Below are 25,989 nucleotides of genomic sequence, written 5' to 3'. Positions count from 1 at the left end.
GGCTTATCCGCCGCCTTCCGTGCTGTTGGGGCTATTCGCTGAGCAGGCTGGTGCTGTCCGAGAACTGGGAGAGCCGGAAGATCACGAACTCGGCGGGCTTGACCGGCGCGACGCCGATGTCGCACACGACCTGCCCCAGGTCGATCGACTCCTGCGGGTTGTTCTCCCGGTCGCACTTGACGAAGAACGCCTCCTCGGCGGTGCGGCCGAACAGCGCCCCGTCGCGCCAGGCTTCGTGCAGGAACGCGGAGATGTTGCGCCGGATGCTCGACCACAACCGGTCGTCGTTCGGCTCGAAGACCACCCACTGGGTGCCGATCAGGATCGACTCCTCCAGGTAGTTGAACAGCCGGCGGACGTTGAGGTAGCGCCAGGCGGGATCCGAGGACAGCGTCCGGGCGCCCCAGATCCGGATGCCGCGCCCGGCGAACGCGCGGACGCAGTTCACGCCGATCGGGTTGAGCAGGTCCTGCTCGCCCTTGCTCAGGTTGATCTCCAGGTCCACCGCGCCGCGGATGACCTCGTTCGCCGGGGCCTTGTGCACGCCGCGCTCGGCGTCGCTGCGCGCCCACACGCCGGCGATGTGGCCGCTCGGCGGGACCAGGGTGTTGCGTCCGCTGGCGGGGTCGAAGACCTTGATCCACGGGTAGTACAGCGTCGCGTACCGCGAGTCGTAGCCCGCCTGGTCCATCCGCCAGTTCCGCACCTGCTGGGCGTTGAGGCCGGGGGGAGCGTCGAGCACCGCGACGCGGTCGCCCATCTGCTCGCAGTGCGAGATCGCCGCGAGCTGCACGGTCTTCACGCCTTCGGCGTCGATCAGGCCGCGCTGGTGGGCGCTCATCAGGTCGGGGACGGCGACCATGGTGATCTCGTCGATGGTCTCCAGCCCGCCGAAGCCGGTGCGGGCGGCGAGGTCCCCGACGTACTCCTGGGCGTCCACAGTGGCCGGTTTGGATTCGCGCGGCGGCGTCGCGGCGATCGTGACCGACTGGTTCTCCGGCCTGGTCAGCGCCGCGCTGGACCGCTCGGTGACCTCGATGAGCTTGGACCGCTCGCGGACCTGGGTGACCACGTAGCTCTTGACGTTCTTCTTGGTCGAGACGTCGTAGGTCTCGGCGACCTTGCCGCCCTGGCCGACCAGCAGCCGGAACCGGTCCTCCGGCGGGTTCTCGCCCTCGGCGTCGGCGACCTCGACGGTGATGTCGCCGCCGGCGCCGGGCAGCGCCGAGACCCGCAGGCCGCCGAGTTCGACGGGCGTCGCCGGGGCTGCGTCGGGCGCCGCAGCGGGCCCGCCGATGCGGACGACGTAGGCGGTGCCGCCGCCGTTGGCGAAGTAGCCGTAGACGGCGTGTGCGAGGTAGCCGTCGTCGAAGCCGCCGAAGGCCTGCACGTACTGGCTCCAGTTCGTCACCAGCGTCGGCTGGTGGAACGGCCCCTGAGGTGCGAAGCCGACGAAAGCCGCGACGGCGGTCCCGACCCCTTCGATCGGTCTGGCCCCGTTCTGGACCTCCTCGACGTACACGCCAGGGGACAGGTACGACGGCATGTTCGCTCCTTCGTCTGAGGTGTGGCGTGCCCAGAGCCTCGCGCCCGGCGGCGCACGCGAACAGGTCCGCCCGACCCCCACCGAGGGCAACACGACTGCCTTCCCGGGCAACCGGGCCCTGCCTTCCCGGGACAGGCCGGTCGGGGTGCGCGGGGTTCTGCCCCGAGGTGTGCCCTTCCGGGCATGCCCCGACAGCGCCGAGCGCGGTACCAGTGGTGCACGGGCGTTGTGAGGAGACCTGATGCACGACCGCCACAACAACGAAGCGGAGTCGTCCGAGCGGGAGCGGCGCACACGGGCACCAGAACCCGGAGCACGGTCTGGTGCTCCTGGCTCCGCGGAACACATCCTGCACCTGCAACGAACCCTGGGGAATGCCGTCGTCGCAAGGGCGATCGCCGACGCCCGCGCCGGCGACGTGGAGGAGGTGCAGCGGTCGGCCGTGCACGACGTGCTGCGGTCGTCCGGAGAGCCGCTGGACGAGCCCGTGCGCACGGACATGGAGAGCCGTCTCGGCGCGGACTTCTCCGACGTCCGCCTGCACACCGGGCCGGCCGCGCAACGCTCGGCGGCGGAAATCGGAGCCCGCGCCTACACCTCGGGAAACCACGTCGTCATCGGCGAAGGCGGAACCGACGAGCACACCCTCGCCCACGAACTCACCCACGTCATCCAGCAACGCTCCGGCCCCGTCGCGGGCACGGACAACGGCAACGGTCTGAAGATGTCAGATCCATCGGACCGCTTCGAGCGCGAAGCCGAAGCGAATGCGCGGCGAGTCATGGGGCGCTCCGAGGTAGCTCAGGAGCGTGCGGAGCCGGAAGTGGCGATGGGTGGGAACGATGCCGGAGTGAGTTCCGTCCAACGAGCCGAGACGAGAAGTCAAACGGATCCCCCCGCCCCGTTCGTCATTCGCCCCCTTCGTTCCGCTCGTACCGGAGGTGATTTCGCACGGCTTCTCCTGCAGAAGTATCTGGACGTGCGCAAGGGGGAGAGGTGGGGGAAGAACTTCGCCGTCCTCGAGTACAAGAAAGAAGGTAAGGAGGATCTGCATTACGAGGCCGCCTTCAACGAGGGGGACAACGGCGACCACTCGGAAGAGATCATAACGTCCCTCGTGTCCAGGTACAGCGAACTCGTGCCGGTTCGGATCTTCACGGACCGAAGCCCCTGCGACGGCTGCCAGCGGAAGCTGAACACATTCTTCCAGTCCAGAACTCGCGGGCAGGATCGGGTTCCGATCTATTTCGCGGTGGACAACGACTGCGGCGTGGGCAAGAAGCAACAGGAGATCAAGAATTGGTGGACCGGCGACTAGGTCGAGCGGCAGGTGCGAAAGTCGCCAGCAGCGGCCGTTCGAGCGGGCGTTCCGCTGATCGAATTCATGTGTTCAGCGTCCGAACTCCGATTCCAGCACCAGCCGCCCCAGCTTTCCGTACTCCTGGCGCACTGCCGTGATCAGCTCCGCCATGCCCACCGGCCTGCCCGCCTCCGCCGCCAGGTAGGCCGCCGTGATGGCGCAGGAGCGGATCGAGCCGCCCGCGAGCTCGAAGCGCTCCGCGCAGAACGCCAGGTCCAGGTCTTCCGCTCGGGGGATCGTGTCTCCGAGGCAGCGGTCCCAGAGGGCTTGGCGCTGCTCCGGGCCCGGCATCGGGAAGTCCGCGATCACGTCCAGGCGGCGGGTGAACGCGTCGTCCAGGTTCGCCCGCAGGTTCGTCGTCAGGATCGCGATGCCGTCGAAGGTTTCCATGCGCTGCAACAGGAATGCCGACTCGACGTTGGCGTAGCGGTCGTGGGCGTCCTTCACCTGGGAGCGCTTGCCGAAGATGGCGTCCGCCTCGTCGAACAGCAGCACCCCGTTCACGCCGACCGCCTCGGTGAAGATCCGCTCCAGGTTCTTCTCCGTCTCGCCGACGTACTTGTCGACCACTGTGGACAGATCCACCACGTAGAGGTCCATCCCGAGGTCGTCCGCGACCACTTCCGCCGACATGGTCTTGCCGGTGCCGGATTCGCCCGCGAACAACGCGATCACGCCGCGCCCACGGCCGCCGCCGGGCCGCATCCGCCAGTCGCCGAGGACGAGGTCCCGGTGCCGGGCGCGCATCGACAGCTCGGCCAGATGGCGGTGGGTCGGCTCGGGCAGCACCAGGTCGTCCCAGTCGACCGCCGGCGTGATGCGCCGGGCGAGCCGCTCCAGGCCCGCGCCGTTCTGGGCGCGCACGCCCGCCCGCAGATCCTCAAGACCCACCGGGCGGGCGTCGAGCGCGGCGAGCTGGGTCGCCACCGATGCCGCCTGGCCGACCTGGTCGGCGTCCAACCGGTAGCCGGCGAGGGCATCGACGAGCGCGCTTTCGGGCACCGCTGCGGCGTCACCGGCCGCCGCGAGGGCCTGCCGCCAGGTACGCGCCCGCTGCTCCGGTTTCGGGGCCGCGACGCGGATCGACACCGGAGCCTGCCGCGACCAGGCCGGATCCCAGCTGCGGGAACCGTGCAGGAACAGCGGAACTCCCGCCGCCGACGCGACGATCGCCCGCAGCAACCGGGCCTGCTCGCGCTCCAACGCCTCCAGCGGCCCGAACACGATCCCGGCGCGGTGCAGCCGCGCTTCCCGCACCAGCGAGGGCAGAACGGGCAGCGGCCCCGGCTCACCGGCCAGCTCCCCGGCGTCCAGGACGAGCGCGCGACGACCGCTGACCGCCAGGGCGTCCGTCGCGACCTGCAGCGCGCCCTCCGCCCCGGTGAGGTGGACGAGCCGGATCCCGGTGTCCAGCGCCGCGCCGATCCGCTTGGCCAGCACGTCGGGCGAGCGAGGATCGGCATGGGCGAAATGGGCAAGGCGCGCGATGTGCGGGTCGATGTCGTCGTTGCCGAGCAGGTGCGCCACGACCCGGTCGGGAATCCGCAGCGTCCGCGACAGCGCCGGCCGCTCCGGCTCCTGCACCTCCAGCAGGCCACCGGCGACCAGCGGCGCGCCCGAGGCGAACCGGAATCGTCCGTCGCCCGCCGCGGGCACCCCGCACAGTTCCAGCGCCAGCCCGGTCGTCGGCCGCCGCCGGGTCACGTCGTCGTTGAGGTAGCCGTAGAGCGGTTCGAAGCGGACGTCGACATCGGGCGCCATCGCCACCAGCAGCAGCTCCAGATCCAGTGGCGCGAGGCCGAAATCCGCGGCGAGGCGCAGCAATCTCGGCCCGGGGTCGGGCACGGCCGCCGCGAGCGAGTCGAGCTCGGCGGCCGCGGGATCGTCGTCGCGGGTCGCGGCCCAGGACTTCGCCGGGGAGGCGAGGATGCGGTCGACGTCGTCCGGGGTGACGTAGAGCCCGCGGTAGGGATCGTCCGGTTGCGGGTCGGCGGCCCGCCGCGTCGCCACGACCTCGCGGACGCGCCGCTCGATCAGCCCGAGGCGGGCCCAGAGGTAGTTCAGGTCCGGCCCGGTCACGAGATCGTGCCCCGCCGTCGCCGCTTCGGCTCCGGACGCGGCCGGGTCGGGGCGAAGCCGGCGCCTTCCGCCGTGGTCGGCCCGTCGTAGCGCAACCGCCGGGCGGACTCGTTCACCGGATCACCCGAGCTTTCCGCGTGCAGGACAACGCCTTCGGTGACCGGCGGCCCGGCCGGGATCCGCTCGCCGGCCAGCGGCGCCGTCACCCGCAGGTTGATCGACGGCTTGAGCTGCCCGCCGAGCGCCGACCACACGTCGGAGGCCGACCGGCCCTCCGCCATCGTCCCGCCGGCCTCGAACGACACCGTCAGCCCGAGCTCGGCCAGCGTCCCGGTCAGCCACTGCGGCGCCAGCGCGTCGTGGCGCACCAGGCAGCGCAGCACGTCGGAGAGCAGCCGGTGCTCGTCCTGCGGGCGGTTCGTCCACGCCGTCACCAGGTAGGAGAGCTGGAACCAGTGCGGCGGGGTCTGCCAGCCGATCATCTTCCCGTCGTCGTCGTACTGCTCGAACGCGCCCGCGCGCCGGAGGTCCGGCTCCTCCCTGATGTCGTAGAGGAAGACGCTGACCGTGGGCGAGTTGCGCTTCGCCGCCCAGTCCGTCGTGGGCGGGTCGAAGGCGAGCTCCACGCCCGAGCCCGGCACGCCCCCATCGGCCAGCAGCAGGCGCAGGCCCTCGTCCACCTCGTGGATCACCGGATCACCTCCGCCCGACCAGATCCGGCGGCGCGATCGTGGGCTCCACCACCAGGAACTGCGTCGTGACGGGGCCGAATCCCGGGCCGGACGCGGTGATGGTGCGCGGCCCGGTCTGGTCCTTGGGCAGGATCAGCAGCTGCGCGGCGAACCTGCCGTCCGGGCCGGGCAGCGTCGGCGCCGCGGCGGCGGTGATGCCGGGTGTCCACAGCAGCTGCACCGGGGTTCCCGGCGGGAAGTCGATGCCCCGGACGGACGTCACGAAGCCGGGTTCGCCGATGTTCGGCACCGCGACGATCCGGGGCTGCAGCACGCGGTACGGGGAGGTCGCGGCGTTGTCGGCCGGGTTGGCGTCTGTCCCGGTGGTCCGCAGCGTTGCGCCGATCACCGACTCCAATGCCGCGTTCGGCGCCAGCACCACCTGCTTGGTGACGACTCCGCCGGGAGGCAGGTCCGGCAGGGCGCACCGCACGGCCGAGCAGTCCGGCGGCAGGCTGATCACCGGGACGCCGGCCGGTAGCGCGATGTCCAGGGTTAGGCCCGTCGCTGTGCCGTCAGCGGTGTTGCGCACGGTGTAGGTCACGTCGGTCCGACCGCCCACATAGGACGGATTCGGCTGTGCTCCCACCGCCACGGCGGGATTGGCGTCCGGAGGCGGCGGGGGATCGGGCGGCACCGGAACCACCGGCACGACCGTCGTCGCGGTGTTGTCGCCGGGGCGGGAGTCCTGCATCGAGCTGCCCGCCGCCCAGCGGAGCCGGTGGTTCCCGCTGGTCACGCCGACGAGTTCCGCGGTGACCTGGATGGACTTCCCCGGCTGCACCACGTCGAGATCGCATCGCGCCTGCTCGGCGTCGCAGCTGCCCGCTTGCGCCCGGAGCCGTTGCAGCCGCAGCCCGTCCGGCACGTCGAGGGTCACCTTCGTGCCCGGTGATGCGGCCGGGCCGTTGTTGCGCACGGTGGCCGTGACCGGCACCGACGACCCGACCTCGACGGTGGCCGACGACGGGGGAGCGGTCAGCGCCAGGTCGATGGTCGCCTGCCAGGTCGGTTCCTTCTGCCGCCCGGGGAGCCGACTGGTGATCGGGTCCAGCCGCCCCTTCGCCGTGTCCAGGACCGCCAGGTGTTCCGGCGGGTTGAAGTCCTTGACCGGGCGCTTGGACACCGCGATCTGCTCACCGTCCGGCGCCAGGCTGGCGTCCCGGGGCTGGAACGGGCCGGTGTCCCCGCCGTCGGGCCGGTCCGCGCAGCTCGACAGCCCCTTCGGCAGCAGCACCTCGCAGCGGTCGTCGGCCAGGTACATCCGGTACAACCCGTCGGGCTCGCGGTTGAACACGATGCTGCGCCCGTCCGGTGAGAACGCCGGGCTGTCGTCGACCACGTCGCACAGGCAGACGAGCTCGCTCAGGTCGCGTTGCCGGTCGAGGCCTTCGGCGCGGGCGATCCAGATGTGGTTCTTCCGCTTGTCCGTGTCGGCGACCCTGCCCCGGCTGAACGCGAACCTCGTGCCGTCCGGGGAGAACGCGGGCTGGGTGTCGTCCTCTTCCGCGTTCGCGCCCTGCAGGCGCCCGGTGACCTCGCCGGTGGCGACGTCCACGACGACGATCCGGCTCCGGCCGCGTCCCTCTTCCATCGCCCCGGGCGACCTGCGGGCCACGGCCATCTTCGTGCCGTCCGGCGACCACGCGGCGTCGGTCTCCCAGTCGCCGGACTTGCGGTCGGCGATGGGCAGCAGCCGGGGATCGGAGCCGTCGGAGCCGACGATCCAGATCCGCTGGACGCGCTGCCCGCCGACGGTCTCGAACCGGCTGACCGCGATCTTGCTGCCGTCCGGGGAATAGCTCTGCCGCTGCGTCCACGGGTCGAAGCCCGGATCGGGTTCGAAGAGCTTGCTGGAGTCGACGAGGGCCTTGGGGTCCTCGGTGAGAACGTCGACCCCCAGGCTTCGCGGATCCGACCCGTCCTGCCGGATGTCCTGCAGCATCGCGGTGTTCCGGAGCTCCGCGGTCGTGCGGGCCACCACGAGGCGCCCGGTGATCCCGTTGGAGAGCCAGGTGGGGGAGTCGACCAGCCGGTCCTCCTCCAGCATCTGCCGGGGCGCGGGCGCGGGCAGCGTCGTGGTGTCGGCCCGGTAGACCCGGTCGATGCCGTCGGCCGCGGCGGCGTTGCCGCCCCCGACCTGCTGGAGGTTGGGGGTGACGAACAGCAACCCGTCGCCGTTCGGCAGCCAGCTGGGCTCCCGGCTCTGCCAGCCGTCTTGCAGCAGCGGCGTGCCGGTACCGGTGCCGCGGAGCACGCGCACGCTCTGATCGGAGGCGCCGCCGATGTTGCCGTCGGAGTCGAAGGTGTAGGCGATCCGGTCCCGGTGCCTGGCGTCGTCGACCGGGTTCCACGAGGGCTGGAACGCGCTGCCGGACGGCTCGTCGGTCAGCCGCCGCAGGGAGCCCCCGCCGGAGGCCTGGTCGTAGATCTGCCAACGGCCGTCGGCATCGCAGGCGTAGGCGATGCGGGAACCATCCGGGGAGAAGGTGGGGTGCGTGTCGTTGTCGGCGGTCTCGGCGAGCCGATGGGCATCGGTGCCGTCGACGCGCACCAACCAGATGTCGCGCTGCGCCTTCTGCCCCGACGTCTCGGCCGAGTCGAACGCCACCCACTGCAGATCCGGCGAGAGCTGCGGATTCGCCGCATCGCGGCCCCGGGTGAGCCGCCGCACCTCGCCGTCGGCGCCCCGCAGGTACACCTGCGGCTTGGGCTCGTCGCGCAGGCTGGTGAACACCAGCAGCCCGCCGCGCGAGGACACGTCCCGGTCGAAGTGCTGCGGGGACTCGGCGAGCAGCGGCTGCGTCGACGTCTGCCCGGGCAGCCCGGTGGTGGTGACGCCCAGGCTGCGGTGTTCGGTGCCCGAGTAGGCGATGCGGGCCGGCGGCTGCTCGGCGGCCGGCCGGGGCGGTGCCTGCGCCGCGGTGGTCGGAACGCTGATCAGCCCGTCCAGCAACAGCACGACGCCGACCAGGGCGATCCCGAAACGCGTTGAGCCGCGCCGGAATCCTGGCACGCTGCCGATCACGGGTTGACCTCCACCGCAGGCGACCGATACCCCAGCATCCTGTCCCGGCACCCGGCCCGGCCCCCAGATCCCGACAGGCAGGCGAGCGGGCAGGGCTCCGGCACTTTCGGGCAACGCCCGGCGGGCGGCGGGTCAGATCAGGCCGTGCCGCATGACGTAGCCGACGGCGTGCGCCCGGTTGCGCAGCTGCAGGCGCGTGGTGACCTCCTGGAGGATGTTCTTCACGGTGCGCTCGGAGTAGGACATCTTGACGGCGATCTCCCTGGTGTCGAAGCCGTCGGCGATCAGGCGGAGAACCTCCACCTCGCGCGTGTTCAGCGTCGACAGGATCGGCCGGACCGCCGCGGCGGCGCTGCGCTGGAGCTTCCCGACATGGTCGAGCAGCCGGCCGAGCATGTCGCCGGGCAGCATGCCCTCGCCGCGGACCAGCGCCGTGATCAGCCCGACCATGCGGTCCTGGTCCGCTTCGCGGCGCCGCAGGACGGCCGCCACCCCGCACTCGATGGTGGTTTGCAGCGCGTCCTGCTCGAACTCGCTGACGATGAGGCCGGTGCGCACCGACGACGTCCGCTGCAGCCGGCGGAGCAGCTGCCCGGCCGCGTCGTCCAGCCGGTCGATCACGACCAGCGACACCTCGGCCCGGGCTTCTTCGCTCGGTTTCAGCACTTCCACCTCGGGGCGCGGGCGCAACTGCTGGGTGACGCCGAACTCCAGAATGGGATCCCCTGCGTAGACCGCCACCGGGACTCTCGTCATCGTGTCCTCTCCCTAGAACCGGGTCCTGTCGCTGCGTGTTCTCGGTGAGACCTGCTCGATGCCCGCCGCCGGGCGAACTTCGGTTGGTGCCGGATCAGGCCTGCGGCGCGGGACCGCCGCTCGCGAGGGCAGCGCGGCGCCGTTGCCGCGGGCAGCCGCCTTGCCCCCGCGCTGCCCTCACCGCCCTGCTCGAAACCGCGCGGGCCGCCTAGCTTTTCTGAGGTGAGCCCTTTTGCCGAACTCGAAAGCGCCACGGTGGTGGTGAATCCGGGCGGGGAGGCGACCACGACCCTCACCGTGCGCAACGACACCGAGATCGTCGAGGCGTACGAGTTCGAGGTGGTCGGCGAATGCGCAGCCTGGACGACGGTGGAACCGACCAGGCTGTCGCTCTACCCGGGAACCCAGGACGTGGTGACCCTGCACCTGCGCCCGCCCCGGTCGCCGGAGGTGCGGGCCGGCGAGGTGCCGCTGGCCGTGCGGGTCGTGCCCGTGGAGCGGCCCGACCTGGTGACCGTGCCCGAGACGACGGTGATCATCACCCCGTTCCACCGGCTCAAGGCCGCGCTCGTCCCGCAGCGGCGCCGCGCGTGGCGGACCGGCCGGTACGAGGTGGAACTGCACAACCGGGGCAACACGGCCGCGGCGATACCGCTGTCGGCGACGGATCCGGCCGAGCAGCTGAACTTCCGGTTCGAGTCGGAACGCCCCGCGCTCGAACCCGGTGACCGGACCGAGGTCCGGCTGCGCGCGCGGTCGAGCAGACTCATCTGGTTCGGCAAGCCGACCAGCCACCGGTTCCTGATCACGGCCGCCACCGAGGCGGAGGTGCTGGAGGGGGAGCCGCCGCAGCCGGAGGAGCTGGACGGCGAGCTGGTCCAGCTCCCGCTGCTGCCGCGGTGGCTGCTCACCCTGCTGGCGTTGCTGCTGGCCCTGTTGCTGGCCTGGCTCTTCATGGTGGGCCCGGCGCTGCGGAGCGCGGCGCGGGAGGCCGCCAGGGAGGAGGCGAAGCAGATGGCGCAGAACGGCGAACTCGTGCCGCCGCCACCCGCCGAACGGCCCAAGCCCCCGGACGCCGGGCAGCAACCGCCGCCCCCGCCTCCGCCGCCGGACGTTCCGGGAGTTCCGCCGGGCAGCGGCGGGCAGCATTCGATGACCATCGAGGTGGTCACCAACCCCGGCGCCAACCTCTCGCGTTCCGCGCAGGTCCCGGAGGGCAAGGTCTTCTTCGTGACCGACCTCGTGCTGGCCAACTACCAGGGCGACGAAGGCCTGCTCACCATCCGCTTCGGCGACCGGACGATCACCACGATCGCGCTGGAGACCTTCCGGAACCAGGACTACCACTGGGTGACGCCGATCGAGATCCCGCCCGACGAGGACGTCACCGCGACCGTGCGCTGCGCCCGGCCGGGCACGCCGCCGTCCGGCCAGCAGGCAGGGCGGTGCGTGGAACTGCTCAACGTCAGCGGTGTGCTCCGCGACGCGCCTCGATGATCCGCCCCAGTAATCGCTATTCGGCATCTGCTCCCCTAGCATGGCCGTTCGCCCATCAACTCATAGCGCTGTTCCGCCAGGAAACCACGAAACCGTGCGGAAAACCACGAAGATCGATATGCGAGAAAACACCGCAACCTTCCCGGTTTCGGCGGGCGGAGCGATTTCCGGGGTGCGGCTGATCGGCCATCCGGGGGTGGTGAGGTGGGCCGTTCGGTAGTAGCCGGGAGACATGTTCCGAGTTCGGGTCGGGCGGATCGCCCGCCCGGTATTCCCACGTCGGATGCCGGGCCGGGCGGTTCGGTGAAGTCCTGGACGACCCCGGAAGCGCGAACGCAATGCGGCATCGGTGTGATCGTCCGCTTGATGGTCCACAGTGGACAACTAGCGAACGGAGCAGGAGTTCGTCCCCCGTCCGCCGCAATTGCTCATATGAGCACGAAACCGCAATGATAAGCGTGAATTTCGTCGCCCGTGGAAATCGCGGATGAGCTCGGTCCCGGAGCGGAATTCCGCGATGGGCTGCCCCGAGGGCACGCTTTCGCGAAGTGATTTCATTAATACTTAACACATTTCACACTTCGCTTCCGCGTCATCCGATGGTTGTGAATCCGCGGGAGGAACGCCCGATCGGCGGCATCGGTGTACCAAGATCGGCGAGGGCCCGCGATCGGTGGGCTCGCTCTCGGAGTTCCGGCGGCGCTTGCGCCGCGAAGGTGATTTTCGTTCGGTGGTGCGGTCTTGGCCTGATCGGCGGTTCCTGCTGCGTCGGCGGCGCTGGGACATTGTCCTCCCGGTGTTGTGGGGCTCCGCTGGTCGGCGGTGAAGTACCTACCGGCGGTCGCGCGTTGCCGGCTGACGTGATGGGAAGGCTCATGCCTGTGCGGCGTCCTGGTGTGGCTTTGGTGTGGAGCGCGGTTTCCGTGGCGTGCTTCGCGTTGGCGCTCGTCGTCGCGTCCGGCGCGGGCGTCGCGTCGACGCCGATCTTCGGGTTGACCGGTGCGACGATCGTGATCGCGGCCATGGTCGAGGTTGTTGTGGCCGTCTTCGTGGTGCTGCTGCTTCGGGGCGCGCGACTGGTGGGGCTGCTGGCATCGGTGCTCGTGGCGGTCACATCTGGCGGCGTGGCGGCGTGGGGTCTGCAATGCGTGTTCGGCGCCGCGGGTCTGGAGTCGACGGGAACCGGGATGCTGCTGTTCGCCGGCGTGGCGGGGATGATCGTGGTCGCCACGCAGTTGGCACGCCGTGCGGGGCCGAGCCCCGCGATGTGAGACGAGGTGGGGATGGTCGTGGGGGATGCCGACCCGGTGGCGAGGCTGGAGCCGCTCGGCCGGCGGCTGCGGGCGGCCTGTTCGTCGTTGACGAACGCGGCGCGGGCCGCGTCACGCGACGTCGAGGGAGTTGACCGCACCGGAACCATTCGGGTCCGGTTGGACGCGGACGGGATTCCGGTCGCGATCCGGGTTCGCCCGCGGTGGTCCGAGAAGCTCGCCGCCGATGAGTTCGCGGGCGCGGTGGCCGAGGCGGCCGATACGGCCCTGACCCGGCGCATGGCGAGTTGGGGGGACTTCCTGGCCGAGGAACGCCGGGCACCCGATGAGGAGAATCATCCTGCTACACCGGCAGAATCGTGCCCGGAAGGCGCGCCGCGGGACCTGGACGTGCTCATCGAGCACATGCTCACGTCGCTGGATGAGGCTCGGCGTCCTCGCGCGGTCGTTCGAGGAATTGGCACCGCTGCGGCGGGAAAGCTCACGCTGACGGTCATGGAGACGGGGAAGTCGTCCTGCGTGGCCGATCCCGAATGGATCGGTCCGCTCGGCGGGGCGCGACTGACGCACGCCTTGAGCGACGCCCTGATCCAAGCGCGAACGAGCCTGAAGAGCGCGCTGGCGCAACGATCGCGGGAATCCCGGGCGTGGGACTCCGCGCTGGGCGAGGTTTTCTCGATCATGCGCGATCCCGGCAAGCACGGTTCGCAGTGAGCGGGAGGCAGTCGTGGCACCGCCGGACAAGAACGAGGTCGAGGTCGCAACGGGAGCCCTCCGGGCGGAGGCCGACATCTGGGACGAGCAGGCGGACGCGCTGGGCCTGATCGCCTCGCAGGCCGCGCAGCTTCGCGTTGGAACCCTGGAATCGGGGCTGTTCCTCCCGCTGACGTCGGCCTATGACGAGGTCGTCGACCAGGTCCACGACCGGTGCCGGGAAGGGGTCGAGCGCACGCGCGAGGTGGCCGGCACCTTGCGGCGCGTCGCGGACACCTACGAGCAGGAAGACGAGGACGGAACCCACGCCCTCCGGAACCTGTACTGATGGCAGGTGACAATGTTCAGCGAAGCGCAGTTCCGCGCCGTCATCGACCGGCTCACCGCCGGAACAGAGGAGCTGACCGGCCAGATCGCGCAGATCGGCCCGGCCGCTGCGGCCGCGATCCAAGCCGGATGGGTTCCCCAACCGGTCAAGGACGCGATCGCGTGGTGCGCGGAGCTGCTCGAAGAAGCGGCAACGGCCGTCTGCGAGGTGATCGTCGACCTCCTGAAGGCCGCAGTCGCGCCGATCCTGATGTACGTGCGAGCGTGGGAGTGGCAGAGCCTGCGCGGACGAGCCAGCTCGGTGGCCGGCCGGCTCACGCCGGAGGCGATGATCGCCGACGACAAGTGGCATGGCGCCGCCGCAGATGCCTACACCGCGGCGATCAAACCGCAAGGTCAGGCCGCCACTCGCATCGGGACGATCGCCGGCAAGACCGCGGGAGCCCTCGCCCTCTGCGCGAGCGCCGGAGTGGCCTTCTACGTTTCCCTGGGGTTCATCCTCGCCAAGTACATCCAGACGATGGTGGCGGCCATAGCCGCCTTCGAGTCGGCGGTGTTCTCCTGGGCGGGCGCGATCCTCGTCGTCGAGGAAACGACGGTGGGCAGCGGGCTCATCACGGCTGCCGTCAGCGCCCTCGCCACGGTCGTGGCGACCCAGGCCGGCGAGATGGCCGCGCTGCACGGGGAAGCGGTGGATGCCACCGACTTCCCGCTCGGGTCCTGGCCTGACGCCACCCGCAACCCCTTCGGTGACGCGACCGTCACCGATGGGGACGCGGACTGGTCGCTGGGCTGACGCGAGTGCGCTACTCGGGGCGGCACCGCACCGGGTTCGCCAGTTCCACGCACGGGCGGTTGCCGTAGGAGCGGATGATGTCGCTGCCCACCTGGTTCGTCAGGTAGCGCCGGAAGCTGGCGGCCAGGGAGGTCGGCGCGGGTTCGCCGAAGGTGTAGGCGTACTCCGTCTGCCAGAACGGATAGGCGCCGTGGTCGGCCGCTTCCAGGCTGGCTTCGTGGCCGTCGATGCGGACCTCGCGCAGCTCCGCTCGGCGGTTCTCGGCGGCCCGGAGCTCGCTGTAGCCGATGGCTCCGGGGGTGTCGGTCACGGTGTCCAGCAGGCTGCGGGTCTCGGTGCGACGGCAGCGGAGGACGCTGCCGCGCAGGCTCTCGTTCCTGGGCTCCACGCAGTCGTCGGAGTTCTCGCCGGGCTCCACGTCCCCGCCGAGGAGCCGCTCCTCCAGGGTGGCGCGGGTGCCCGACAGGGCTTCCCGGTCGACGATGCGGACCGGCACGTCGTTGCCGCCCACGGCCCGCCAGTTGGCGACCCGGCCGCTGAAGACGTCCCGGATCTGCGCCGGCTTGAGGTCCTGGACGCCGGCATCCGGGTTGATGACGATCGTGAACAGCAGGAACGCCACGGGTTGCGGCAGCAGTTCCGGCAGCCGGTCGCCCTTGGGGCCGTCTGAGAACGCCAGCACCTCGGGCGATCGCGTGCTGTTGAGCAGTTCGAGGCCCTGGGCGCTGCTGCGCATCTCCCACTTGAAGTTGGCCCCCGGGCAGGACTTCGCGTACTCGGCGGCGGCCTCCCGCAGCACGGGTTCGAAGGCCGTCGAGCCCGTGATGGTGAGGTCCCCGGCGGCGCAGTCCAGCCGGGCCTCGTTCTTGGTGAGGTCGATGATGAACGGCTCGACGAGGCTGACCATCAGCAGGAAGCACACCAGCGCCACCACCCAGCGGGGCGTGCCGGTCTGGCTCTTGGTCTCGTGCACCTTCCCGCTGCCCACACCGCCGCTGATGGTGCCGACGACCTCGGGCTCCGGGATCCCGCCGCCGTCGTCCCCCGCGCGTTCCAGGACGACCAGGACCTTGTAGTGCGCGGAGCTGTTCAGCTTGACCTTGGGCAGCTCGACGAGCCCGACCGTCCGGTCGGCCTCCTCGACGTCCGACATGCCCAGCCCCGGCGCCTTGGCGTCGAAGTACGTCGCCAGCGACGGGTCGCTGAGCTCGGTGACGACGACGCCGGCGACCCGGCGGCCGGGGAACCTGACGCGGATGCCCACGGAGGTGTCCTCGGGGAAGCCGTAGTCGCCCTCGGCGATGTTGGTGGTGCCGGTGTTCTCGATGCGCAGCAGGACGAACGACGGGTCGACCAGCCGCCCGCCGTCGGCCCGCTCCAGCCGCCGCCACGCGCCCGCGTAGAGGGCGCTGACATCGGTGGGCGTGGTGTCCATCTGCACCCGGTAGCCGAGCCGCTTGCGGCCGACGAACGCGAATTCCCACAGGAAGGCGATGATGGGGACCAGCGCACCGACGATGGCGAGCGCCAGTTCCCAGGGAAATCCGTCCACGACCGCCTCCGCAGGCACAGGCAACGAACCGAGATCGTCAACGTAGTGAGCCTGCGGAGGCGTCCGGACTCACTTACCGGCCAATTTCCCGGTAATTCACCGATCGTTCCGCATCGTGGTCGACCTCCGATCGCACGCACCCCCAGGGCGCGCGATCGGCCGGGGGTCAGTACCGCCAGTCGATGGCGCTGCCGCAGCTCGCGAACCCGTGCCGGTCGGCGGCGGCGTTCAGGGCGTTCTTCGCGTCGTCGACCTTCTGCTTGGCCGCGCCGAGTTGGAGCACGCCGATCATGTCGGTGCCCGGAGCGCCCTTCCACGGCGTCACGGACTGCCAGGCCTCGCGATCCTCTTCCAGCGCCCCGATCATCCCCGTCCAAGCGTCCTGGAAGTCCGCGGGCGCCTCCGCATCCGCGAACACGCCCTGCGCTGCGCGCCCCGCCTCGATCTGCCTGTCGAGGCGGGGCATGATCTCGACGCCGGTGTCGTCCGGGCTGGTCGGCGGCACGGCGTCCACCACCTCCTTGACGTCCGAGCAGGCGCCGTCGGCGTTCTGGAAGAACGAGCAGCCCGACAGCAGCAGGGCTCCCGCCAGCAATGCCGTGCCGAAGCACGTCTTCCGCGCGCTCCCGGTGATTCGTGACATGCCCACTCCGCGGATTCCGCCGGCACTCGCGGCTGGATCCGCGCAACCCTTGCACGGTGGTTCCGGGAGAGGTCCCAACCGGGATCCGAGTTCGTCGTGCGCCGTTGGGCAAAGTCCGCTCGGTCGGGTGGCTGGACCTTGGCACGCTGGGGGAATGCGTTCTGCGGGTGCCTCCGGAGCACCGGTGGCGGGCTGCGGGCGCGCTGCCCGGGCATGGCGGATGCGGTAGTACTCGGCCTGACACCGAACATCAGGGAGAGAGCGCATGACAGCTGCGGACGTGCCCTTCTCGATGTATCCACGGACCACCGCAGTGCCCATGCGGGATCTGCTGCGGCGCTGCGCTATCACCCACGACCACGCCGAACGGGCCGCCCTGCTGGAGCGGCTGGCGGACGAGCTGGACCGGGCCACCCAGGACGTCCTCGCGGGCCGGCCGGCCGAGGAGTGCGACCGGCGCGAGCTGGCCGCCAGCCTGCGCGGGCAGGCCGGCATGGTCCGGTTCTTCGCCGACCTGGAACGCCGCGACCGGGCCAGGCAGGCGTTCGACTCCGCGCGGCCGCGGGTGCGATGACCGCGGTGCGGGGTCAGCGGAGGTCGAGCGACGGCCAGAACGGCCCGGACTGGATGACCCGGTGCGGGGCGCCGGGTTCGCCGGGCGCGGGCAGGCTGCGCAGGGCCTCGACGGTGGCGGCCAAGGTGCCCGAATGCCGCCAGACGACCCCACCGCGCCGGTCCGGCGAGTCGACGAGCAGGCGGACCGCGAGGGCCTCGTGGCGATCGGCGATCCACAGCGCGTCGCTGTGCTCCGGCCAGTTCAGCACCCCGAACAGCAACTCCCGGCGCCCGGCCGCGCCGGTCAGGCTCCAGAAGGTCCACAGGGACAGCCCGAGCAGGACCGCCAGCTCCGGGTAGAGCTGCAGGGCTTCGTCGATTCCGGTCACGAACCGGCATCCTTCGCGAAGTTCGCGCGGTCGCGTGGCAGGCCGGATGGCGCGTCGGCCGCTGCCGCCCTTCTGGGGGATGCGCGGAGGTAGCGGATCGTGCGTGGCCGGACGCCTCCGGCGGGCGGACCTACATTGGTGGGCAGCCCGCCGGCGACCTCCGTGCCCGCTCGAATCGCCCGGCGGGGACCACCCTGGGTGACGAGGAGGCCGCGATGGACTACGAAGTGTTCGACCTCGGCGACGTCCGGCTGCAGCGCGGTGCCACGCTGCGCGACGCGAAGCTGGCGTACAAGACCTACGGCGAGCTCAACGCCGCCAAGGACAACGCGATCGTCTACCCGACCTGGTACTCGGGGCAGCACTACGACAACGAGTGGCTCATCGGCGAGGGCATGGCCCTCGACCCGTCGCGGTACTTCGTGATCATCCCGAACATGCTGGGCAACGGCCTGTCGTCGTCGCCCAGCAACACCCCGCAACCGCACGACCGGGCGCGGTTCCCGGACGTGACGATGCACGACAACGTCCGCCTCCAGCACCGCCTGGTGACCGAGCGGTTCGGCATCGAACGGCTGGAGCTGGTCACCGGGTGGTCCATGGGCGCTGGCCAGACCTACCAGTGGGCGCTGAGCTACCCGGAGATGGTGCGGCGCATCCTGCCGTTCTGCGGCTCGGCGAAGACCAGCCGGCACAACTTCGTCTTCCTCGAAGGCGTCAAGGCCGCGCTCACCGCCGACGCGCAGTGGCACCACGGCTGGTATCGGGAGCAGCCGGTGACCGGGCTGCGGGCGATGGCCCGGGTCTACGCGGGATGGGGTTTCTGCCAGCAGTTCTACCGCGAGCAGATCTACCTGCGGGAGCCGCTGGGCTACGGCTCGCTGGAGGACTTCCTGGTCGGGTTCTGGGAAGGCCTGTTCCTCAAGCGGGACGCGAACAACCTGCTGACCATGTTGTGGACCTGGCAGCACGCGGACCTCGGCGGCACTCCCGGATACGCCGGTGTCGAGGACGCGCTCGCGGGCATCCGGGCGACGACGATCATCATGCCCGGCGAGCAGGACCTGTACTTCCCGCCGGAGGACAACGAGTGGGAGCAGGCCCGCATCCCCGGGGCGGAGCTGCGGGTCATCCCCGGCGCCTGGGGGCACTTCGCCGGCGGCGGCCTCAACCCGGTGGACACCGCGTTCATCGACGACGCGCTCAAGGACCTGCTCGACCGGGAAGCACCGTTCTAGACACAGTCCGAAGTGGACGGTGCTGTTCGCAGTTTCAATTGAAACTGCGAGCAGACCAGGGGCGGATGCCGTTCGGTGCCGGATAGAATCAGCGCAGTGAGCGCCCTGACCCCGATCCGCGTGGTCGCCGACCACTTCGAGCTGGCGATCTCGACCTTGCACTACTGGGAACGGCGCGGCCTGATCAGCCCGCAGCGGCGGGGCGGGCAGCGCTGCTACGACGCCGACCAGCTCTACCGGATCGCGCTGATCAAGCTGTGGCGCACGACCGGGCTGATGAGCATCGACGAGATCGCGGCCATGCTCGACGCGGAATCCGGTTGGCAGGACACCGTTCCCGCCCGGATCGCGGAGATCGAGCGGCAGCAGGCGGCGCTGGAAGCGGCGCGGGACTACCTGAACCACTTGCTCGGCTGCCGGCACGAGTCCGGTCCCGACCGGTGCCCGCGCTTCCGCGCCGCCGTCGACCTGCCGTGATCAGCGGCGCGGCATGGCCAGCGCCGCGACGCCCGCCGCGACCGCCAGGCAGGCGGCGGAGGCGGTGAACGCGACCGCGTAGCCGTGCGCGAGCGCTTCCGCACCCGGTTCCCACGCGATGGCGGCGGTCAGCGCCGCCAGCCCGATCGCGCCGCTGGTCTGCCGGACGGTGTTGAGGAGCCCGGCCGCGAGGCCGTTGTGGCGGGGAGGCACACCACCGGTGGCGGAGATGGTGATCGGGGTGAACGCGGCGGCGGTCCCGAACCCCAGCAGGATCCCCGGCAGCAGCACCGACGAGAGGTACGAGGCGTGCACGCCGATCAGCGCCGCCACCCCGGCGAAACCGGCGCCGCCGAGCAGACAGCACAGCACGGCCGCGCGGCGGGTGCCCAGCCGCACCGATAGTGCTCCGGCGGTCTGCGCGCCGCAGAACATCGCGAATCCGATCGGCAGGTAGGCCAGGCCGGCTTGCAGCGGCGAATAGCCGTGCACGTCCTGCAAGTACAGCGACAGCAGCACGGGACTGGCGAAGAAGCCCAGGCCCAGCAAGAACATCACCAGGTTCCCGCTGCTGATCGAACGCAGCCGGAACACCTCCAGCGGCAGCAGCGGATCCGCCGCCCACTTCGCCTGGTGCAGCAGGAAAATCCCGAGCAGTGCGAGGCCGCCGAACAGCGGCGGCAGGGCATCCTGGACGGAGGGCTGCATCATCGCGTACACCAGCGCGCCCAAGCCCGCCGTCGCCAGCACCGCGCCGATCACGTCGAGCCGGGCCCGGGCTCCGGTGGCCGCCCGGCCCGGAAGCACCGCGACGGCGGCCACGACGGCCAGCACGCCGACCGGGACGCTGACGAAGAACACCCAGCGCCACCCGGCCAATTGCGTCAGCACGCCGCCGATGACCGGGCCGGACGCGGCCCCGAGCGCGCCCACGGCGCTCCAGGTGCCCAGCGCGCGGGCCCGCCTGCCGGGCTCGGTGAAGGTCGTGGTCAGCAGGGACAGCGTCACCGGCATCAGCAGCGCCCCGCCGAGGCCCTGCACCGCCCGCGCGACGAGCAGCTGCTCGGCCGACCCGGCCAGCCCGCCGGCCAGCCGGGCGGCCGTGAACAGACCCATGCCCAGCACGAACATCGCGCGCTCTCCGAAGAGATCCGCCAACCGCCCGCCGAGCAACAGGAATCCGGCGAAGACCAGCGTGTAGGCGTTGACCACCCAGGACAGCGCGGCCGGACCGAACGCCAGTTCCGCGCGAATGGCGGGCAGCGCGACGGACACGATCGTGGCGTCGAGGACGACCACGAACGAGCCGGCGCAGGCCAGCGCGAGCACCACAGCGGGCGCGGCGACCTTCGGTGGCGAGGACTGCGCGTGCATGTTTTCCCTTCTCCTGCTGGAAGAACCGATGCCGCCGGCACACCTTCGGGCCGGTTGGCGGCGGAGGGCAGCATGCTGGCTCAACCCGGGTTGAGCGCAAGCCCGGGCCCGCGAATGCGTCGTACTTTCGGGCTTTTCGGACGTGTCGCTGAACCGGGCCACAGGGGCCATCCCTTCCAGTGACCAGGCACATGAGCGCCGCCATCCCTTGCCATAGTCGCGCTTGGCGCCCCGGCGCCGACCCGGCGAGAACTGAGACTTCTCATGGAGGCCAAGGATGACGGTGCTCGAATTCGACCACGCGGTGACCGGCTACCGGCTGCAGCACGCGTACTGGCTGGCCAAGGCGGCGAAGCTCGCCTACGACGACGAGGCGACGATCCGGGAGACCGCGCGGGAGTGGGGCTTCGACCGGTGCGAGTACTTCCACGCCGAGCTCGACGGGTCGTTCCCCATCGAGGACACGCAGGCCTTCGCGGCGGGCAGCGACAGGATGGTCGTCGTCGCCTTCCGGGGCACCGAGCCCAAGAAGATCAAGGACTGGCTGACCGACACCAACACGCTGGCCGCCCCCGGTCCCGCCGGCAAGGGGCTCGTGCACCTGGGCTTCAGCCGCGCGCTGGACTCGATCTACCCGGAGGTGCGGGGCGCGGTGCAGCGGCTCCGGGACAACGACCAGAGCCTGTGGTTCACCGGGCACAGCCTGGGCGGTGCCCTGGCCATGCTCGCCTCCGCCCGGATCTTCTTCGGAGACCCGAAGCTGCTCCCGGACGGCGTCTACACCTTCGGGCAGCCGCGCACCTGCGACCGCCTGCTGGCCACCCCGTACAACCAGGCGCTCGCCGAGCGGGTGTTCCGGTTCGTCAACAACAACGACGTCGTTCCGCAGCTCCCGCCGGAGCCGACGTTCCACCACGTCGAGGACGTCCGGTACTTCGACAGCGGCGGGAAGCTGCACGAGAAGATCACCTTCACCGCCGGTTTGACCGACAAGGTCAAGGGGTTCACCGGCGACGCGTTCGCGCCCGCCGCCGACGGGATCCGCGACCACATGATCGACCGGTACGTCGAGCTGATCCAGAAGAACTTCTGACCCGGCCCGAGCGCGCCCGCACCTGCTCGCAGGTGCGGGCGTTCTTCGTGAGTGCTGGTTCCGGCAAGAACCGGAGTCAGCACTCACGACGGTTTCGGGCGAACCGGTCAGGTCCCTCCCGCAATTTCAATGGAAATCGGACCTCCGATTTCCATTGAAATTGCGGATTCGCGCAGATCGCCCACCTATGGCGGGTGACTGGCGTCGCCGGCCTCGCTTAGGTTGCAGCTGACCGGGTTTCGACGCAGAACGCCGCGGAGGAGATCGCCCATGCCCGTCGCAGAGCTGATCCTGACCGGAGCGGAACTGTACACAGTGGACTCATCTCGGCCGTGGGCGACCGACCTGGCGATCGCGGACGGGCGGGTGCTCGCGGTCGGCGGCCGCGACGAGGTGGCGCGGCACCGCGGGCCCGGCACCACCGTCGTCGACCTGGGCGGGGCGTTCGTGATGCCCGGCCTCGTTGACGTGCACAACCACCACTCGCTGGCCGGGATGGCCGATCTCTTCGAGCTGTCCGTGGACGCCGCTGCGGACTTGTCCGGGGTGCTCGCCGCGGTCGCCGAGCGGGCCCGTGGGCTCGGGCCCGATGAGTGGGTGACCGGCGGCTCGTGGGGCTCGCACCTCGTCGAGGAGCTTTCGAGGGAGGCGGCGCGCCGGGCGCTCGACGAGGCCGCGGGCGGCAGGCCCGTGATGCTGTCCGACGACAGCCACCACAACCGCTGGGCGAACTCGCGGGCGTTGAAAGTGGCCGGCATCAGTGCCACGACACCCGATCCGGACGGAGGGGTGATCGTGCGCGATCCCGTCACCGGTGAGCCGACCGGGTTGTTGCTGGAGACCGCGGGCATCGCGTTGGCGCAGGCGGTGCGCGACTCCGCGGCTCCCACGGCGGAGCAACATCGGCTCGCTTCGCGGCGGGCCGTGGAGATCCTGCATTCCTTCGGCGTGACCGCGTTCCAGGACGCGGGGACCTCGCGCGACATCATGCGGGCGCTGCACGAGCTGGACACCGCGGGCGAGCTCGCCGCGTGGGTGGTGAGCTCGATGCTGATCAACGACCCGATCTTCGGGTTCGCGCCGGTCGGGGCCGAGCTGCTCGCGGAGGGGGAGCGGTACCGCAGCACCCACCACCGGCCCGACTTCGTCAAGATCTTCCTCGACGGCGTGCCGCCCACCCGCACCGCTGCGTTCCTCGACCCCTACCTGCCCGACCACGCGCACGGCGCGCACCACCACGGCGTGCTGACCATGCCGCCGGACGAGCTTGCCGGCTGGCTGCGGACGGTGGCGGAGGCAGGCCTGTCGGCGAAGATCCACTGCACCGGCGACGCGTCCGTGCGGGTGGCCCTGGACGCGGTGGCGAAGGTCCGGGCCGAGGGGTACCGCGACAGCCGGTTCCAGATCGCGCACGGGCAGTTCGTGCACCCGGCGGACGTGCCGCGGTTCGCCGAAACCGGCGTGATCGCCGACATCTCGCCGTTCCTGTGGTTCCCCGGCGTGATCACGGAGGCCATCGCCGAGGTCCGGCCGGCCGAACCGGCCGCCCGGATGCAGCCCAACCGGGCGCTGATCGACGCGGGCGCGCTCGTCGCGGGCGGCTCGGACTGGCCGGTGAGCGCCTCGCCGAACGCGTGGGAGGGCATCCAGGGCCTCGTCACCAGGCGGGACCCGAGCGGCACCCGCTCGGGCGCGCTGTGGCCGGAGCAGGCGATCGCGCTGGCCGAGGCGATCGCGGTGTTCACCGCCAACGGCGCGGCGGCGATGGGCCTGGGCGAGGTGACCGGGTCGCTGGCACCGGGCAAGTCGGCCGACTTCATCGTCACCGACCGGAACCCGTTCGCCGTGCCGGTGACCGAGATCGCCGCCACCACCGTGCGGGAAACGTGGTTCGCCGGGCGCCGGGTGCACCAGCGGCGCTGAGTCCACTATGGATCGACGCGGTGCGCGACCTCGCGGGTGGGCGCGGCGCGGACTACGTCTTCGACTTCGCCGGCGCGCCGACCGCCGGAGTGGAAGCGGTGGCCATGGCGGCGCAGCGCGGCACGCTCGTGGTGGTCGGCTCCACCGGGCCGCAACCGGCGCCGGTCCCGCTGGGCGCGGTGACGGGGAAGGAGCTGACGGTGCTGGGCTCCCTGAATGGAGACATTGCCGACTACCACCGAGCGGTCGAGTTCTCCCGGGCCTTCGCAGGCCGGATGCCGTGGGACGAGCTGTTCAGCGAGCCGGTGGGCCTGGCGGAAGCATCGGCATCGCTGGCGGCGATGGCCCGGCAAGCGGAGATCAAAGCGGTGGTAGACCCCCGAAGGGCCTGACGAGAACCGCCCGGCGGCTCAGCGGTCCTGGACCAGTGGTGGATCGCCCCAGTCGCGGTCGAGGCCGTCGCGCAGGGCGTTGACCGCGTCGGCGCCGATCCGTTCGGCCAGGACGCCTTCGATGGTCGCGATCATCCTCAGGGCGCGCTCGTGGGCGCGGGCCCCGGCCGGGGTGGTGCGGACCAGGCGGCTGCGCGCCGACGTCGGGTCGGGGACCTGCTTCAGCAGGCCCATGCCGATCAGTCCGTGCACCGCCTGGTGGACGGACTGGCGGGTGGTGCCGATCCGGCGGGCGAGCTCGGAGATCGAGGTCCCGCCCGCGTCCAGGTTCGCGAAGACCGCGGCCTGGGCGACGGTCACCGGGCGTTCGCCCGCCGCCTGCATGCTGCTCAGCAGCGCGTCGTCGAACCAGCGCTTGGCGTCGGTGAGCAGCTGGGGGAGGTTCGGTGGTGGTGCCGTCATGGTTCCTGGGGTGCGGTAGTGGGCCCCGAGCATACCCAGCCGCCTTCGCCCGCGACGAAATGTCAGGTAGCCTGACAAAAGGAATAACTCGGTCTCCCGCGCGCGCCCGCGGTGCCGGAGCCGGGCAAGTTCGCGACCGTCCCGCGCGAGTACGACGTCCGGTTCCTCCCGGAACACCGCTGGCGCACACCGAGTTTCCGCACTCAGGGCCAGTGGTGAGCGCGATCGAACCCTGGCGGTGCGTTGGTGGCGGTTTCGCGCGAAACCGGCAGTCTTTCTGGCGTCGGGCGCCTTCGGGGTGGGCCCGCCTGGCCCCTACTCCGCCGCTGCGGCGGGGCGGTACCGCACGTCGATGGCCGATGCCGGGTCGCTCGCGCCGACCCGGTGGAGCCGGATCGGCGCGCCGCCTGGGTTGTCGTACAGCCGGATGCCGTCGCCGAGCAGGACCGGCGCGATGTGCAGGTCGATCTCGTCGATCAGCCCCAGTTCGAGGAGCTGGCGGCCGATGTCGGCCGAGAAGATCTCGAGGTTCTTGCCGCCGGCCGCCTCCAGGCCGATCCGCACCGCCTCGGCCGGGCCGCAGTTCAGGAACGTGACCCCGTCGGTGGGCGTGGCGTCCTCGGGGTGGTGGGTGAGCACGAAGACCGGTCCGCTCCAGGCTCCGCCGTAGATGCCGCCGGGGTCCGGGTAGCGGTCCCAGCCGTCCCGCCCGCCCAGCACGGCGCCGGTGGTCGTGGCGTACTCGTCGGCCAGGCCATCGCGGGACGAGACGCCGGTCATCCAGTTCATCCCGTGGTTCGGTCCCGCCACGAAGCCGTCCAGCGACATCGTGAAGTGCCAGAGCACCTTTCCACCTGCGACCTGCGGTTCGATGTCGCCCATTCGTCGCCTCCACAGTCTGATTGCAGTCTGCAATCAGTGTGCTCCCAAGTTAGGGCCCCCGATAGCAGATCGCAACCGGTTCGTGGCGGTCAGTTGAGGGCGCTGATGATCACGAAATCGGTTTCGTCCGAGGGCAGGAAGCGCACCTGCAGGATCTTGCCCGGCTGCATCTGGTCGACCACCTTCGGGAGCACCGGCCGGTCCTGCCGGATGTCGAAGGTGCCGCCGTCGGGGCGGGTGATGCGCACCGCCAGGTCGAGCACGCTCTTGCCGTCGCGGATCTCGCCGGTCGGCACCATCGACATCACCACCGCCTGCGCGTCGACGCCGCGGGTGCCGATCTCGTGCTGCAGCGGGGTGATTTCGCCCTTCGCGAGCTGGATGGCGTTGAGCGCCGCCTGCACCTCCTGCGGCGACGCGTCGCGCACCACCGCCACGCCTCGGTCGGGCTGCCCGGGGAGGTAGCGGACGGGGAGCACCAGGCCGGGCTTCATGGCGCCGAGCTCCGTGAGGCCGAGGATCAACCTGGTGGTGCTGGCGAACGAGGCGCCGTCCGCGGTGTCCACCTGGACGCGGAGCTCGAGCTGGGGATTGTCGTTGACGGTCAGGCCGGTGCGGCGCACGCTCTCGACGGTCGCCCGGCCGATGGGAGCGCCCCGGAACTTCCGGTCGCGGCCGACCGGGGCGTTGCTGAACAACATCGGCACCGCGAACAGCAGCAAGATCGGCCCGGCGATCCACACGTTCAGCCAGGCGAACACCACGTCATCGCCGGCGGCCGTCGCGGTCGAGCCTGCCTTGATGTAGAGCACCGTCAGCACGACGCCGGGCAACAGCATCATCGACGCGATGATCCTCATGACCCCAATCCTCTCGGCCGGTGGTCCCACGGGCTGGGCGGGAC

24 protein-coding genes are annotated in these 25,989 nt (G+C 70.9%); 12 read left to right on the top strand and 12 right to left on the bottom strand.

The genetic code is table 11. The features are described 5' to 3' along the window. Positions 1-31: 31 nt before the first annotated feature. Complete coding sequence (locus AB0H93_RS02625) at positions 32-1,546, bottom strand: phage tail sheath family protein (RefSeq protein ID WP_358566249.1); 1,515 nt, start codon at positions 1,544-1,546, stop codon at positions 32-34. A gap of 241 nt (positions 1,547-1,787) precedes the next feature. On the opposite strand from AB0H93_RS02625, the gene AB0H93_RS02620 reads away from it, so the two are divergent. After that, positions 1,788-2,864 (top strand): DUF4157 domain-containing protein, encoded by a 1,077-nt coding sequence (locus tag AB0H93_RS02620; protein WP_358566246.1) that lies wholly within the window; start codon positions 1,788-1,790, stop codon positions 2,862-2,864. 72 nt (positions 2,865-2,936) lie between these two features. On the opposite strand, the gene AB0H93_RS02615 is transcribed toward AB0H93_RS02620, so the two are convergent. The 4 genes from AB0H93_RS02615 to AB0H93_RS02600 all read right to left on the bottom strand — a co-directional run bounded on the left by AB0H93_RS02615 (position 2,937) and on the right by AB0H93_RS02600 (position 9,500). After that, the gene (locus AB0H93_RS02615; RefSeq protein WP_358566243.1) at positions 2,937-4,985 is read right to left on the bottom strand and encodes an ATP-binding protein; all 2,049 of its coding nucleotides are present in this window, start codon (positions 4,983-4,985) and stop codon (positions 2,937-2,939) included. Beyond that, complete coding sequence (locus AB0H93_RS02610; RefSeq protein WP_358566240.1) at positions 4,982-5,677, bottom strand: DUF4255 domain-containing protein; 696 nt, start codon at positions 5,675-5,677, stop codon at positions 4,982-4,984. The genes AB0H93_RS02615 and AB0H93_RS02610 overlap by 4 nt, the downstream gene beginning before the upstream one ends. Before the next feature lie 4 nt (positions 5,678-5,681). After that, complete coding sequence (locus tag AB0H93_RS02605) at positions 5,682-8,744, bottom strand: hypothetical protein (RefSeq protein ID WP_358566237.1); 3,063 nt, start codon at positions 8,742-8,744, stop codon at positions 5,682-5,684. Between the two features lie 132 nt (positions 8,745-8,876). Further along, complete coding sequence (locus AB0H93_RS02600) at positions 8,877-9,500, bottom strand: LuxR C-terminal-related transcriptional regulator (RefSeq protein WP_358566234.1); 624 nt, start codon at positions 9,498-9,500, stop codon at positions 8,877-8,879. A gap of 222 nt (positions 9,501-9,722) precedes the next feature. On the opposite strand from AB0H93_RS02600, the gene AB0H93_RS02595 reads away from it, so the two are divergent. The 5 genes from AB0H93_RS02595 to AB0H93_RS02575 all read left to right on the top strand — a co-directional run bounded on the left by AB0H93_RS02595 (position 9,723) and on the right by AB0H93_RS02575 (position 14,105). Next, on the top strand, positions 9,723-10,997 hold the full coding sequence (locus AB0H93_RS02595; protein ID WP_358566231.1) for a hydrolytic protein: 1,275 nt from the start codon (positions 9,723-9,725) through the stop codon (positions 10,995-10,997). A gap of 938 nt (positions 10,998-11,935) precedes the next feature. Then, positions 11,936-12,268, top strand: coding sequence for a hypothetical protein (locus AB0H93_RS02590; protein WP_358566228.1), 333 nt, complete (start codon positions 11,936-11,938; stop codon positions 12,266-12,268). A gap of 12 nt (positions 12,269-12,280) precedes the next feature. Then, positions 12,281-12,982 (top strand): hypothetical protein, encoded by a 702-nt coding sequence (locus AB0H93_RS02585; protein WP_358566226.1) that lies wholly within the window; start codon positions 12,281-12,283, stop codon positions 12,980-12,982. Between the two features lie 13 nt (positions 12,983-12,995). Next, on the top strand, positions 12,996-13,310 hold the full coding sequence (locus AB0H93_RS02580; RefSeq protein WP_358566224.1) for a type VII secretion target: 315 nt from the start codon (positions 12,996-12,998) through the stop codon (positions 13,308-13,310). A gap of 6 nt (positions 13,311-13,316) precedes the next feature. Then, positions 13,317-14,105 (top strand): hypothetical protein, encoded by a 789-nt coding sequence (locus AB0H93_RS02575; RefSeq protein ID WP_358566221.1) that lies wholly within the window; start codon positions 13,317-13,319, stop codon positions 14,103-14,105. A gap of 10 nt (positions 14,106-14,115) precedes the next feature. On the opposite strand, the gene AB0H93_RS02570 is transcribed toward AB0H93_RS02575, so the two are convergent. Both AB0H93_RS02570 and AB0H93_RS02565 read right to left on the bottom strand, forming a co-directional pair. After that, positions 14,116-15,657 (bottom strand): substrate-binding domain-containing protein, encoded by a 1,542-nt coding sequence (locus tag AB0H93_RS02570; RefSeq protein WP_358566218.1) that lies wholly within the window; start codon positions 15,655-15,657, stop codon positions 14,116-14,118. Positions 15,658-15,823: 166 nt separating this feature from the next. Next, positions 15,824-16,300 (bottom strand): hypothetical protein, encoded by a 477-nt coding sequence (locus AB0H93_RS02565; protein WP_358566216.1) that lies wholly within the window; start codon positions 16,298-16,300, stop codon positions 15,824-15,826. A gap of 265 nt (positions 16,301-16,565) precedes the next feature. On the opposite strand from AB0H93_RS02565, the gene AB0H93_RS02560 reads away from it, so the two are divergent. Then, a complete protein-coding gene (locus AB0H93_RS02560; RefSeq protein WP_358566213.1) occupies positions 16,566-16,874 on the top strand; it encodes a hypothetical protein in 309 nt (102 codons plus the stop codon). Positions 16,875-16,887: 13 nt separating this feature from the next. Here the strand turns inward: AB0H93_RS02560 and AB0H93_RS02555 are convergent, their stop codons facing one another. Further along, positions 16,888-17,244: a hypothetical protein gene (locus AB0H93_RS02555; RefSeq protein ID WP_358566210.1), complete on the bottom strand. Its 357-nt coding sequence runs from the start codon at positions 17,242-17,244 to the stop codon at positions 16,888-16,890. Between the two features lie 215 nt (positions 17,245-17,459). Here AB0H93_RS02555 and AB0H93_RS02550 point away from each other — a divergent pair, with 215 nt between their 5' ends. Then, positions 17,460-18,482 carry an alpha/beta fold hydrolase gene (locus AB0H93_RS02550; protein WP_358566207.1) on the top strand — a complete coding sequence of 341 codons (1,023 nt, stop codon included), beginning with the start codon at positions 17,460-17,462 and terminating at the stop codon, positions 18,480-18,482. 96 nt (positions 18,483-18,578) lie between these two features. Next, positions 18,579-18,959, top strand: a complete 381-nt coding sequence (locus AB0H93_RS02545; protein WP_358566204.1) for a MerR family transcriptional regulator — start codon at positions 18,579-18,581, stop codon at positions 18,957-18,959. Here AB0H93_RS02545 and AB0H93_RS02540 read toward each other — a convergent pair whose 3' ends face one another. Beyond that, the gene (locus AB0H93_RS02540) at positions 18,960-20,333 is read right to left on the bottom strand and encodes a DHA2 family efflux MFS transporter permease subunit (protein WP_358566201.1); all 1,374 of its coding nucleotides are present in this window, start codon (positions 20,331-20,333) and stop codon (positions 18,960-18,962) included. Between the two features lie 277 nt (positions 20,334-20,610). Here AB0H93_RS02540 and AB0H93_RS02535 point away from each other — a divergent pair, with 277 nt between their 5' ends. The 3 genes from AB0H93_RS02535 to AB0H93_RS02525 all read left to right on the top strand — a co-directional run bounded on the left by AB0H93_RS02535 (position 20,611) and on the right by AB0H93_RS02525 (position 23,741). After that, positions 20,611-21,426, top strand: coding sequence for a lipase family protein (locus AB0H93_RS02535; RefSeq protein ID WP_358566198.1), 816 nt, complete (start codon positions 20,611-20,613; stop codon positions 21,424-21,426). A 270-nt stretch (positions 21,427-21,696) separates the two neighbouring features. Further along, a complete protein-coding gene (locus AB0H93_RS02530; RefSeq protein ID WP_358566195.1) occupies positions 21,697-23,349 on the top strand; it encodes an amidohydrolase in 1,653 nt (550 codons plus the stop codon). A 20-nt stretch (positions 23,350-23,369) separates the two neighbouring features. Further along, positions 23,370-23,741, top strand: coding sequence for a zinc-binding dehydrogenase (locus AB0H93_RS02525; protein ID WP_358566192.1), 372 nt, complete (start codon positions 23,370-23,372; stop codon positions 23,739-23,741). Positions 23,742-23,759: 18 nt separating this feature from the next. Here the strand turns inward: AB0H93_RS02525 and AB0H93_RS02520 are convergent, their stop codons facing one another. From AB0H93_RS02520 to AB0H93_RS02510, 3 genes are all read right to left on the bottom strand, one after another. Then, entirely contained in the window at positions 23,760-24,203 is a 444-nt protein-coding gene (locus AB0H93_RS02520; protein WP_358566189.1) for a MarR family winged helix-turn-helix transcriptional regulator, read from the bottom strand. A gap of 315 nt (positions 24,204-24,518) precedes the next feature. Next, the gene (locus AB0H93_RS02515; RefSeq protein ID WP_358566186.1) at positions 24,519-25,085 is read right to left on the bottom strand and encodes a dihydrofolate reductase; all 567 of its coding nucleotides are present in this window, start codon (positions 25,083-25,085) and stop codon (positions 24,519-24,521) included. Positions 25,086-25,174: 89 nt separating this feature from the next. Then, complete coding sequence (locus tag AB0H93_RS02510) at positions 25,175-25,945, bottom strand: hypothetical protein (RefSeq protein ID WP_358566183.1); 771 nt, start codon at positions 25,943-25,945, stop codon at positions 25,175-25,177. Positions 25,946-25,989: the final 44 nt, after the last annotated feature.

Origin of the sequence: Saccharopolyspora sp. NPDC050642, from assembly GCF_040654735.1 — a bacterium.
GTDB lineage: Bacteria > Actinomycetota > Actinomycetes > Mycobacteriales > Pseudonocardiaceae > Saccharopolyspora > Saccharopolyspora elongata.
This window is presented reverse-complemented; position numbering and strand designations above follow the sequence as displayed.